This is a genomic window from Streptomyces lacrimifluminis (assembly GCF_014646095.1).
GTDB lineage: Bacteria > Actinomycetota > Actinomycetes > Streptomycetales > Streptomycetaceae > Streptomyces > Streptomyces lacrimifluminis.
This window is the reverse complement of the sequence record NZ_BMMU01000003.1, coordinates 75688-87573: the sequence shown is the minus strand read 5'-3', so window position 1 is coordinate 87573 and position 11886 is coordinate 75688. Positions and strand designations below refer to the sequence as shown.

Here is an 11886-nt window from a genome sequence, read left to right as displayed (position 1 = left end):
CCGCCTCCCTTTTCTCCTCTCCTTTTCCTCCCCTTCATCTGCTCCACCCCGCAAGGAGTCCGTACCCCATGACGTCCACGGTGCCCACCGCCGTCCAGCACGCCGATGCGCAGCAGCCGCCGATCACCATGTTCGGGCCGGACTTCCCCTACGCCTACGACGACTTCCTCGCCCACCCGGCCGGCCTCGGGCAGGTTCCCGCGACCGAGCACGGCACCGAGGTCGCCGTCATCGGCGGCGGGCTGTCGGGGATCATCGCCGCGTACGAGCTGATGAAGATGGGCCTCAAGCCCGTGGTGTACGAGGCGGATCAGATCGGCGGGCGGCTGCGTACCGTCGGGTTCGACGGCTGCGACCCCTCCCTCACCGCCGAGATGGGCGCGATGCGCTTCCCGCCCTCCTCCACCGCTCTCCAGCACTACATCGACCTGGTGGACCTGGAGACCCGGCCGTTCCCCAACCCCCTTGCGGAGTGCACCCCTTCGACGGTCGTCGACCTCAAGGGCGAGTCGCACTACGCCGAGACGGCCGGTGACCTGCCGCAGGTCTACAGGGATGTCGCCGAGGCCTGGAACACGTGCCTCGAAGAGGGCGCCGACTTCTCCGACATGAACCGGGCCCTGCGTGATCGCGACGTCCCGCGCATCCGCGAGATCTGGGCCCGGCTCGTGGAGAAGCTCGACAACCAGACCTTCTACGGCTTCCTCTGCGACTCCGAGGCCTTCAGGTCGTTCCGCCACCGGGAGATCTTCGGCCAGGTCGGCTTCGGGACGGGCGGCTGGGACACCGACTTCCCCAACTCGATCCTGGAGATCCTGCGGGTCGTCTACACCGAGGCCGACGACCACCACCGGGGCATCGTGGGCGGCAGCCAGCAACTGCCGCTGCGGCTCTGGGAACGCGAGCCCGGGAAGATCGTCCACTGGCCGTACGGGACCTCCCTCGCGTCCCTGCACGTCAACGGCGTACCGCGCCCGGCCGTGACCCGCCTGCACCGCACGGCCGGCAACCGGATCACCGTCACCGACGCGGGCGGCGACATCCGTACGTATCCGGCGGCGGTCTTCACCGCCCAGTCCTGGATGCTGCTCTCGAAGATCGCCTGCGACGACTCGCTCTTCCCGATCGACCACTGGACCGCCATCGAACGCACCCACTACATGGAGTCGAGCAAGCTCTTCGTGCCCGTCGACCGGCCCTTCTGGCTCGACAAGGACGAGAACACGGGGCGTGACGTGATGTCCATGACCCTCACCGACCGTATGACGCGGGGGACTTACCTCCTCGACGATGGGCCGGACAGGCCCGCCGTCATCTGTCTCTCGTACACCTGGTGCGACGACAGCCTCAAGTGGCTGCCGCTGTCCGCGAACGAGCGGATGGAGGTCATGCTGAAGTCGCTCGGCGAGATCTATCCGAAGGTCGACATCCGGAAGCACGTGATCGGCAACCCGGTCACCGTGTCCTGGGAGAACGAGCCCTACTTCATGGGCGCGTTCAAGGCCAACCTGCCCGGCCACTACCGTTACCAGCGGCGCCTGTTCACGCACTTCATGCAGGACCGGCTGCCCGCCGACAAGCGGGGCATCTTCCTCGCCGGCGACGACATCTCCTGGACGGCGGGCTGGGCCGAGGGTGCCGTCCAGACCGCGCTGAACGCGGTCTGGGGCGTCATGCACCACTTCGGCGGGACCACCGACAGGACCAACCCGGGTCCCGGTGACGTGTACGACGAGATCGCGCCCGTCGAACTTCCGGAAGACTGATCAGATCCCGGCCGCCCGTGCCGCCTCGTACAACTCGGCGGCCAGGTCCTTGAGTTCGCCGGCGTCCCTCGGGGTGTCGCCGAAATCGAGGAAGAACTCGTCGAGGCCGATCTCGGCGTGGGCGGCGAGGTCCGTCACGATCTGGTCGACGCTGCCCTGGAAGGGTTGGCGGTCGGCGCCGTCGTACGCCTTCGCCGTGTAGGCGGGGTTCACCCGCACCGCCGTCTCGATCGGCCTCGTGCGGCCCTTCTCGGCGGCGAAGTCCCGCACCTGCTGCCACTGGGCGGCGAGTTGCTCGACGCCCATGGCGATCGGGTTCCAGCCGTCGCCGCGCTCGACGAGGCGGGTCAGGGACTTCTTGCTGAAGGCGGGCAGGAAGATCGGTATCGGCCGGGCGGGCTTGGGGCCGACGACGGCCGACGCGATCTTCGTCAGGTCGCCCTCGTACCGCACCGGGTCCGGGCCCCAGACGGCCCGGCACACGTCGAGGATCTCGTCCAGGACCCGGCCGCGCTCGGCGAACGGCGCCACCCCTGCGGCGGCGTACTCGTCGTGGGACCATCCGGTGCCCAGGCCCGCCACCACCCGGCCGCCGCTCGCCGCGTCCAACGTGCCGAGCGTGCGGGCCAGTTGGAAGGGACCGTGCAGCGGGGCGACCAGCACGCTGGTGCCGAGACGGGCGCGCTCGGTGGCCGCGGCGGCCAGCGTCAGCGTCACCAGGGGGTCGGCGAGACCGCGGTACGCGTCGGGCCAGGGGACGCCCTCCATGCCGTACAGGCCCTGGGTCGCCGGTTCCGGGTACAGGGCGCGTTCGAACACCCAGAGGCTCTCGTAGCCGATCTGTTCGGCCGCGCGTGCCACGTCCGGCACGTCCCGTCCGATCTCGTACTGGCGTGACTGCGGAAGACCCAGACCCAGGCGGACGGCCATACTCGTGCTCCTTCGCAAGAGATGCTCTCGCCTTCGAACGTACAACGTTCACCTACTGTGGCGGAGGCCCTGCGCAGGAGTGGCCGGATCAGTCCGGCAGTGGCGTGAGGAGCATGCGGCTCGCGAAGCCGACCGCCGCGTCGAGGCGATCGGTGAACTCCTCGGCGACATCGGGCAGTCGGCGCAGTGCCCACAGCGTGCGGGCCGCCGACCAGGTGGCGGCCCGGGCCCGCTCCATGCTCCACGCGCCGAGCAGGTGGGTGAGCGGATCGGCGATCTGGAGCAGGTCGGGACCCGGCATCAGCTCTTCGCGGATACGCTCCTCCAGCGAGACGAGCAGATCGCCTACGCGCTCGAACTCGTCCTCCAGATCGGACGGTTCGCAGTCGAGCGTACGACAGGCGTCCACGACGGCGAGCGCCAGATCGTGGCCGATGTGCGCATTGATGCCCGCCAGCGCGAACTGCAGCGGCCGTACACCGGGATGGCGGCGGAACTGGAGCAACGGGCGCCAGCAGGCGGGCGCGTGGTCGTCCTCGGCCACCCGCAGATACCGCTCGGCGAACCGCACGTCCAGGGCGATCGCGGCCTCCGCGTCGGGGAACGCGCCGGCCGACAGACGCCGGTCGAAAGCCTCCGTGACGGCGAGGTAGACGCGGTTGAAGACCGCGAGCCCGTCACGCGGCGGCAGGTGTGTCTCCAGCGCGCGCATCCGGGAGAGGACGTGGTCGACAGAAGTGGTGAACTGTTCCAATTGCACCATGGGGGCAGGGTCCCAGTCCTAGGCTGGCGCACGTGCCGCCGGGCCGGACGCTTCCCCAGAACGGGGGAACGCGCCCACCGCGGCAGAGGAGGGGGAGCAGTACGTGTCAGGCTTGCGCGCCCAGCGCCTGGCCACGCGCCGGGCCGAACGCAGGCGCGCCGCCCGGCGTTCCGTCATGGTCGCCGCCGCCTCGGTCGTGGTCGCCGTCGGCACCGCAACCGGGCTGCTCTCCGCGCTCGACGACGGCGGTGGCGGTGCCGACCAGGCCAGGCCCGAGGTGACCAGCTCACCCCTGCTCGCCCCGCTGCCCGCCGTCACGCCGGCCTCGCCCACGCCGAGCGCCTCGAAGTCACCCTCCCCGTCCGCCGGTACGACGAAGGCGAAGAAGGCGAGCCACCCGCCCTCGCCCGGGGCGACGAAGCCGGCGACGAAGCCGGAGGCCAAGCGGGCGCCCGCCCAGGTGTCCACCCGCCTCTACCGCTACCCCGACTCCCAGGTCCTCGACTGGGTCGGTGCCCACCGCGACGATCCGCGCCGTCCCGTCATCGAGACGGAGATCGCCGACCGTCCGGCGGCGGTCTGGTTCGCCGACTTCTCGCCGTCGACGATCACCGCCCGGGTCCGCGCGGTCACCGCGGGCGCGGCGGGCGCCGGCCGGGTCCCGGTGCTCGTGCCGTACGCCGTCCCGGACCGCGACTGCGGCGGCGCCTCCCAGGGCGGCGCGCCCGATCTGGGCGCCTACGACGGCTGGATCGACGCGTTCGCGGCGGGCCTCGGCTCCGACGAGGTCATCGTCATCCTGGAGCCCGACTCGGTCGCCCTGGCCGACTGTCTCTCCCCGGCGCAGCGCACCGCCCGCTTCGCCTCGCTGGCCCGCGCGGGCCGCGTCCTCAAGGCCGCCAACCCCGACGCCCGTGTCTACTACGACGCGGGCCACTCCGGCTGGAACGCCCCCGCCAAGCAGGCGGCCCTGCTCCGTCAGGCGGGCGCCGCCTCGGCGGCCTCCTCCGACGGTGTCTTCAGCAACGTCTCCAACTTCCACCGCACGGACGACGAGATGGCGCACGACCGGCAGGTCCTCGACGCCCTCGGCGGCCCCGCCGGTCTGGGTGCCGTGATCGACACCAGCCGCAACGGCAACGGCGCCCCCGCCGACGGCGAGTGGTGCGACCCGGCAGGCCGGAAACTCGGCCGGGCGCCGACCACGAACACCGGCGAGGCGCGGATCGACGCCTACCTCTGGGTCAAGCTGCCGGGGGAGTCGGACGGCTGCAAGGGCACCCCCGGCACGTTCACCGCGTCGTACGCCTACGACCTGGCGCGCTGACCTGCGAGGGAAGGGTCCATGCAGGGACTGCCGAGAGCGATCTGAGCGTCCGCTTAGGATGGGGAGGCGCGGACAACCGCATCCGCCACTCGTCCCGTACGTCCAGGAGCCCCGCCCGTGACCGCCGAAGCCGAAGTCGCAGCGCCCACGCCCTCCGCCGACGCCGATCCGGACGGCTCGTACGGGCGGCTGATGCCCGTCACCGTCCACTTCGACGACCTCGACTCCCTCGGCATGCTCCACAACGCCCGCTACCCGCTGCTCGTCGAGCGCGCCTGGAACGAGCTGCTGCACGGATACGGCTTCACCTTCGACGGCGACTGGGCGGCGGCCGGCGACTTCTGCAACGTGGTCAGGGAACTGCGCATCGGCTACGAGGCACCGGTCGCCCGTCCCGGCGACTACGCCGTGCACCTGTGGGTGGAGCGCCTGGGCACCACCGGCCTCACCTACGGCTTCCGGCTCTGCTCGGCCGACGGCGGGACGACGTACGCCCGGGGCACCCGGGTGCTGGTCCGGCTCGACGCCGACACCCTGCGGCCCACGCCGTGGAGCGAGCGGTTCAGGGCCTGCGGTCGGGAACTGCTGCGCTCGGCGGACTGACCTTCGGGCGGTCCTTGTCGCCGTTGCGCAGCACCCCCGCGAACCCGGCGAGCCCGCCCGCCAACACCGTGACCAGCCCGAACGACACCACCAGGCTCGTCGCCTGGGCCAGCGTCCCGATCGCGCTCGGCGCGACCAGGCCCGAGGTGTACGTGATGGTGGCGACGCCCGCGATGGCCTGACTGGGGTTGGGGCCGCTGCGGCCCGCCGCCGCGAAGCACAGCGGGACGACCACGGCGATGCCGAGGCCGAGCAGGGCAAAGCCGGTCATCGCCGTGGCGGGATGCTCCGCGACGACGATGAGCACACCGCCGAGAACGGCGAGCACGCCGCCCGCGCGGACCGTGCGCACCGCGCCGAAGCGGTTCACGACCGCGTCGCCGACGAGCCGGGCCACCGCCATCGTCAGCATGAACCCGGTCGTGGAAGCCGCCGCCAGACCGTCCGAGGTGCCCAGCTCGTCCCGCAGATACACCGCCGACCAGTCCAGGCTGGCCCCCTCCGCGAACACCGCGCAGAAGCCGATCGCGCCGATCAGCAGCGCGGACCTGGGCGGCAGCGCGAACCTCGGGGGCGGCTCCTCGTCCTCGGTGGGGCGCAGATCGAGCACCCAGCGGCAGGCGGCCACGCCGAGAACCGTGAGGGTCGCCGCCGCGAGCACGTGATGCAGGCGCGCGTCCGAACCCAGATGCGCGGCGAGGGTGCCGCCCGCCGCACCGATCAGGGCGCCCGCACTCCACATGCCGTGCAGGCCGGACATGATCGACCTGCCCAGCCGGTTCTCGACCTCGACGCCCAGCGCGTTCATCGCCACGTCCGCCATACCGGCCGTGGCGCCGTAGACGAACAGGGCGAGACAGAGCGTGGGGAGGTTCGGGGCCAGGGCCGGCAGTACCAGCGACAGGGTCCAGAGCGAGATCAGACCGCGCAGCGCCGTACGGGCGCCGAAACGGTGACTGACGCTGCCCGCGAGCGGCATCGCGAGGGACGCGCCGAGCGCGGGGAACGCCAGCGCCAGCCCCAACTGCCCCGCGCTGACCGAGGCATGGTCCTGGATCCACGGCACCCGGGTCGCGAACGAGCCGGTGACGGCGCCGTGCACGGCGAAGACGGCGGCCACGGCGTACCGGGCGCGCCTCACCTCGTGTCGTTCGTACAGCACCGCACTCATTCTGCGCCCCTCCCCGGGTCGGCTCTCCAATGTGTCTCCAGCTGTGTCGCGCGGGCTCTGCCACGCGCTGCCGTAAATTATCAGGAACCCTGCCTGATAGATAGCGGGATACCGGCCGTCCGCAGCGGGAGCGGCCCCGCCGATCTGGAAGGATCTCGGCATGCCCGCATCACCGAGCACCGCCCGGGCCATCAACGACCGGCTCGCCCTGCGTCTGCTCCAGCAGGAGGGCCCATTGACGGCCGGGCGGCTGAAGCAACTCACCGGCCTGTCCCGGCCGACGGTCGCCGACCTCGTCGAACGCCTCACCGCCGCCGGGCTGGTCATGGTCGTGGGGGAGTCGGGGGAACAGCGGCGAGGCCCCAACGCGAAGGTGTACGGGATCGTCGCCGGCCTCGCCCACCTGGCCGCCCTCGACATCCGTACCGAAGGTGTCTCCGTCGTCGTCGCCGACCTGCTGGGCGAGGTGCTCGCCGAGGCGTCCGCGCCGATCGGGGACGACACCGGCACCGGCCCCGCCGTGGAACAGGCGGTCGCTCTCGTCGAGCGGGTCGCCAAGGAGGCCGGGGCCATGGGGGTCCCCCCGCGCGCGGGCGTTCGAACGTGGGGGAAGCTGCACACGGTCGGGATCGGCGCCCCCGGCCTGATCGACCCGGCGACCGGCGAACTCCGGGGCTCCACGGGCCTGCCCCAGTGGCACCGCAGGCTGGTCGCCGCGCTCCAGGAACGACTTCCCGGGACCCGGGTGATCGTCGAGAACGAGACCAACCTCGCCGCCCTCGCCGAACAGCGCGACGGCGCCGCCCGCGACCGGGACACCTTCGTGCTGCTGTGGCTCGGCCATGGCACCGGCGCGGCAGTGGTCCTCGACGGCATCCTGCGCCGGGGGGTCTCCGGCGGTACCGGCGAGATCGGCTTCCTGCCGGTGCCGGGCACGGGGCAACTGCCGTCGGCGACCGACTGCGGGGGCGGCTTCCACTCCCTCGTCGGGGCGGCGGCCATCTCCCGGCTGGCGGACGTGCACGACCTGGTGGCCGACGGCGACGCCCACGAGCCCTACGCGGCGGCTCTGGTCCGGGCGGCCGTGGCGACTCCTGGGGCCCCGGCCCACGCCCGCTTCCTCGACACCGTCGCCGATCGCGTCACCATCGGCGCCGCGTCCGTCGTCGCCGTCCTCGACCCGGGGTGCGTGGTGCTGGGCGGCGAGGTCGGCCGGGCCGGCGGTGACGTGCTCGCCGCCCGCGTCGAGGCGCGGCTCGCCCGTATGTCACCCCTCCCGACCCAGGTACGGGCGAGCGCCCTGGGCGGCGGAGCGGTACTGCGCGGAGCGTTGCTGACGGCACGGGAGGGTGCGCAGGAGGAGTTGTTCGGGGTGCCGGTCGGGTAGGCGGGAGGGCGTGAGGGCCCGGCGGCGGGCAAGGGCCGTCGTCACCGCCGCCGGTCCGGCACCGACGCTAGGAGGTCCGGAGCATGACGGTCAATAGGTATGGACCAATTGCGTGGCTTGATCGGCCGCCCCGCGCCCGCCGTCCATTCCCGTCGGTTATTCCCCTCAGGACTTGTGAGCCAGTCCACACAACTCACCCGCATGGAGTACGACACGGCGTGGCACACTGGCCTGTAACAGAAGCAGCGCACTCCGGGGTCGGTGAAAGTCCGAACCGGCGGTTACAGTCCGCGACCCGTCCGCATCTTTTCGGCGGCCGGTTGACCAGGTGGAATTCCTGGACCGACGGTTAAAGTCCGGATGGGAGGCAGTGCGCGGCGGGCGAGCATGCGTGCGCGCCGCCGTACCGTTCGGCCGTGGGCCGAGCTCCGTCCGGCGTCGCTCCCGAGGTGCTCCTGCCCGTTTACAGCTGTCGTCATCGACAGGCCCCGGAGTCCGTGCCCGAAGAGGCAGGGAGGACCCGGGAAGTGTTCACCGGAATCGTCGAAGAACTGGGCGAAGTCACGGCCGTCGAGAACCTCGGCGACGCCTCCCGCTTCAGGCTCCGTGGCCCCGTGGTCACCGAAGGCGCCCGACACGGCGACTCCATCGCCGTCAACGGCGTATGTCTCACGGTCGTCGAGCACGAGGGCGACGAGTTCACCGCCGACGTCATGGCGGAGACCCTCGACCGCTCCAGCCTGGGCGCCCTCGCCGTCGGCTCCCGCGTCAACCTCGAACGCCCCATGGCCCTGGGTGCCCGCCTCGGCGGCCACATCGTGCAGGGCCACGTCGACGGCACGGGCACGGTCCTCGAACGCAAGCCGTCCGAGAACTGGGAGATCGTCAGGATCTCCCTCCCCGCCGACCTCACCCGCTATATCGTCGAGAAGGGTTCCATCACCGTCGACGGCATCAGCCTCACCGTCGTGGACGCGGGGCCCGACTACTTCACCGTCAGCCTCATCCCCACCACCCTCGACCTGACCACGCTCGGCCGCAAGCAGCCCGGCGACCCGGTCAACCTCGAGGTCGACGTCATCGCCAAGTACGTCGAGCGGCTGCTCGGACCGCAGGGGGCGGCGAAGTGAACGGGCTGAACACCGAGGCGTTCACGCTCCTCGACCAGCACATCCTGTGGTCGGACATGATCGGCAACATCCTCGGCCTGGTCGCCCTCGCCCTCGGCTGGCGGCGCTCCATCTGGAGCTGGCCCGTGCAGTTCCTGTCCGGCCTCGTTCTCTTCGGCGCCTTCTTCGGCCACCTCACCGGCAGCGCGGGCAAGCAGGTCGTCGTCATGGCCGTCGCCGGCTACGGCTGGTGGCAGTGGAACCGGCGCCAGGGGGAGTCCGCGGACGGTCACATCACCCCGCGGTTCGCCAGTTGGCGCGAGCGCGGGGCCATGATCGGCGCCGCCGCTGTCGGCACGGTCGCCGTGGCCCTGCTCTTCAAGGCCTACCCGACCCTGTCCTGGGACCCCTGGCCGGACGCCTACATCTTCGTCGGCACCATCGTCGCCATGTACGCCCAGGCCCGCGGCATGGTCGAGTTCTGGTTCGCCTGGCTCCTCGTCGACCTCGTCGGCGTCCCCCTCAACTTCGCCAACGGCTACGCCTTCTCCGGCTTCGTCTACGTCATCTACGGCGCGCTCGTCCTGTGGGGCATGCGCGACTGGTGGCTGCGCTCCCGCAAGGACACGCGGCCCGTCCTGGAAGGAGCGCCCGCATGACCATGGCCCCGATCCTCTACAGCACCGACAACATCGAGGACTGGTCCCTCGACCCGATCGAGCAGGCCATCGCCGACATAGCGGCCGGCCGCCCGGTCGTGGTCGTCGACGACGAGGACCGGGAGAACGAGGGCGACCTCGTCATCGCCGCCGAGAAGGCGACCCCCGAGATCGTCGCGTTCATGATGAGCGAGTGCCGCGGGCTCATCTGCGCCCCCATGGAGGGCGACGAACTCGACCGGCTCCGGTTGCCGCAGATGGTCGACGACAACACCGAGTCGATGAAAACCGCGTTCACGGTCTCCGTCGACGCCTCGGCTGTTCACGGTGTGAGCACCGGTATCTCGGCTTCCGACCGCGCGACCACGCTTCAGCTCCTCGCCAGCGGCGACGCGGGCGCCGACGACTTCGTCCGACCCGGCCACATCTTCCCGCTGCGCGCCAGGCCCGGCGGCGTGCTGGTCCGCAACGGCCACACCGAGGCCGCCGTCGACCTCGCCCGCCTCGCGGGACTGCGCCCGGCCGGCGCCATCGTGGAGATCGCCGGCGAGGACGGCCGTATGCTCCGCCTGCCCGAGCTGATCCCCTTCGCCCGCAAGCACGGCCTGACGATCATCTCCATCGAGGACCTGGTCGCCTACCGCAAGAGCGCCGAACCCACCGTCCGCCGCGAGGCCGAGACCAGGCTCCCCACGGCCTTCGGCACGTTCACGGCGTACGGCTACCGCTCCACCGTCGACGGCGTCGAGCACGTCGCCCTGGTTCACGGCGAGATCGGTGCCGACGACGGCGAGGACGTCCTGGTCCGCATCCACTCCGAATGCCTCACCGGCGACGTCTTCCACTCCCTGCGCTGCGACTGCGGCCCCCAGCTGGAGACCTCCCTCGAACGCATCCGGGACGAGGGCCGGGGAGTTGTCGTCTACCTGCGCGGCCACGAGGGGCGCGGCATCGGACTGATGTCCAAGCTCCGGGCGTACGAGCTCCAGGAGCAGGGGCGCGACACCCTCGACGCCAACCTGGAGCTCGGCCTGCCCGCCGACGCCCGGGACTACGGCGCCGGCGCGCAGATACTCCAGGACCTCGGCGTCCGCAGCGTGCGCCTGATGACCAACAACCCGGACAAGACCGACGCGCTCGTCCGCCACGGCCTCAAGGTCACCGGCCGCGAGCCGATGCCCGTACAGGCGGGCGAGCACAACCTCCGCTACCTGCGCACCAAGCGGGACCGGATGGGACACGACCTGCCCTGGCTGGACACGGCCCCCGTGTCCCCCTGCGCCAACCAGTAGAGATCGCTGCAGAGAACACCTCAGAGATCGCCAAGGAGAGACGAGAACGTGAGCGGCAAGGGTGCACCCGAACTGTCCGTACGCAACTGCGGTGACCTGCGCGTCGCCGTCATCGCGGCCCAGTGGCACGAGAAGGTGATGGACGGTCTGGTGGACGGCGCGCTGCGCGCCCTGCACGACCTGGGCATCGACGAGCCGACCCTGCTGAGGGTCCCCGGCAGCTGGGAACTCCCGGTCGTCGCCAAGGTCCTGGCCGGACGGGGCTACGACGCGATCGTCGCCCTCGGTGTCGTCATCCGCGGCGGCACCCCCCACTTCGAGTACGTGTGCCAGGGTGTCACCCAGGGCCTCACCCAGGTCTCGGTCGACACCGGCGTTCCCATCGGCATGGGCGTGCTGACCTGCGACACCGAGGAACAGGCCCTCGACCGCGCGGGCATCGAGGGCTCCAACGAGGACAAGGGGCACGAGGCGGTGACGGCGGCCGTGGCGACGGCGGCCACCCTCCGCTCAGTATCTGAACCGTGGAGGTAGGTCGGCCGACACAACGCTAAAGTGGGCGCCACCATGTCCAATAAGACGTTCGAGGAGCTCTTCGCCGAGCTCCAGCACAAGGCCGCCACGGGCGATCCCGCCACTTCCCGCACCGCAGAGCTGGTCGGCAAGGGCGTCCATGCCATCGGCAAGAAGGTCGTAGAAGAGGCCGCCGAGGTCTGGATGGCCGCCGAGTACGAGGGCAAGGAAGCAGCCGCCGAGGAGATCTCGCAGCTGCTCTACCACGTCCAGGTGATGATGGTCGCCCGCGGAATCTCGCTGGACGACGTGTACGCCCACCTGTAGGTCCCGCCCGCCCGGCACACGCCACCGTCACGTCCACCG

12 protein-coding genes and 1 riboswitch are annotated in these 11886 nt (G+C 71.2%); of the genes, 9 read left to right on the top strand and 3 right to left on the bottom strand.

The features are described 5' to 3' along the window. The first annotated feature begins 68 nt into the window (after positions 1-68). Positions 69-1766, top strand: coding sequence for a flavin monoamine oxidase family protein (locus IEY89_RS05790; RefSeq protein WP_189146177.1), 1698 nt, complete (start codon positions 69-71; stop codon positions 1764-1766). On the opposite strand, the gene IEY89_RS05785 is transcribed toward IEY89_RS05790, so the two are convergent. Both IEY89_RS05785 and IEY89_RS05780 read right to left on the bottom strand, forming a co-directional pair. Next, entirely contained in the window at positions 1767-2696 is a 930-nt protein-coding gene (locus IEY89_RS05785; RefSeq protein WP_189146176.1) for an LLM class F420-dependent oxidoreductase, read from the bottom strand. It abuts the gene before it with no gap. An 88-nt stretch (positions 2697-2784) separates the two neighbouring features. Continuing rightward, positions 2785-3459 (bottom strand): DUF5995 family protein, encoded by a 675-nt coding sequence (locus IEY89_RS05780; protein WP_189146175.1) that lies wholly within the window; start codon positions 3457-3459, stop codon positions 2785-2787. A gap of 175 nt (positions 3460-3634) precedes the next feature. On the opposite strand from IEY89_RS05780, the gene IEY89_RS05775 reads away from it, so the two are divergent. Together IEY89_RS05775 and IEY89_RS05770 are read left to right on the top strand one after the other, a co-directional pair. After that, positions 3635-4786, top strand: a complete 1152-nt coding sequence (locus tag IEY89_RS05775) for a glycoside hydrolase family 6 protein (RefSeq protein ID WP_189146483.1) — start codon at positions 3635-3637, stop codon at positions 4784-4786. Positions 4787-4903: 117 nt separating this feature from the next. Continuing rightward, positions 4904-5389, top strand: a complete 486-nt coding sequence (locus IEY89_RS05770; protein ID WP_373287199.1) for an acyl-CoA thioesterase — start codon at positions 4904-4906, stop codon at positions 5387-5389. Here IEY89_RS05770 and IEY89_RS05765 read toward each other — a convergent pair. Then, a complete protein-coding gene (locus IEY89_RS05765; protein ID WP_189146174.1) occupies positions 5349-6560 on the bottom strand; it encodes an MFS transporter in 1212 nt (403 codons plus the stop codon). The two genes, IEY89_RS05770 and IEY89_RS05765, sit on opposite strands and share 41 nt — an antisense overlap. A gap of 160 nt (positions 6561-6720) precedes the next feature. On the opposite strand from IEY89_RS05765, the gene IEY89_RS05760 reads away from it, so the two are divergent. The 6 genes from IEY89_RS05760 to IEY89_RS05735 all read left to right on the top strand — a co-directional run bounded on the left by IEY89_RS05760 (position 6721) and on the right by IEY89_RS05735 (position 11847). After that, a complete protein-coding gene (locus IEY89_RS05760; RefSeq protein WP_189146173.1) occupies positions 6721-7947 on the top strand; it encodes an ROK family transcriptional regulator in 1227 nt (408 codons plus the stop codon). Between the two features lie 243 nt (positions 7948-8190). Continuing rightward, positions 8191-8325: riboswitch (FMN riboswitch) on the top strand. A 149-nt stretch (positions 8326-8474) separates the two neighbouring features. Further along, positions 8475-9077: a riboflavin synthase gene (locus tag IEY89_RS05755; protein WP_189146172.1), complete on the top strand. Its 603-nt coding sequence runs from the start codon at positions 8475-8477 to the stop codon at positions 9075-9077. Then, on the top strand, positions 9074-9715 hold the full coding sequence (locus IEY89_RS05750) for a nicotinamide mononucleotide transporter family protein (RefSeq protein WP_189146171.1): 642 nt from the start codon (positions 9074-9076) through the stop codon (positions 9713-9715). The genes IEY89_RS05755 and IEY89_RS05750 overlap by 4 nt, the downstream gene beginning before the upstream one ends. After that, positions 9712-11007 (top strand): bifunctional 3,4-dihydroxy-2-butanone-4-phosphate synthase/GTP cyclohydrolase II, encoded by a 1296-nt coding sequence (locus IEY89_RS05745; RefSeq protein ID WP_189146170.1) that lies wholly within the window; start codon positions 9712-9714, stop codon positions 11005-11007. The genes IEY89_RS05750 and IEY89_RS05745 overlap by 4 nt, the downstream gene beginning before the upstream one ends. A gap of 48 nt (positions 11008-11055) precedes the next feature. Next, positions 11056-11541, top strand: coding sequence for a 6,7-dimethyl-8-ribityllumazine synthase (gene ribH / locus IEY89_RS05740; protein ID WP_053740326.1), 486 nt, complete (start codon positions 11056-11058; stop codon positions 11539-11541). A gap of 33 nt (positions 11542-11574) precedes the next feature. Continuing rightward, positions 11575-11847, top strand: a complete 273-nt coding sequence (locus IEY89_RS05735; RefSeq protein ID WP_055533705.1) for a phosphoribosyl-ATP diphosphatase — start codon at positions 11575-11577, stop codon at positions 11845-11847. Positions 11848-11886: the final 39 nt, after the last annotated feature.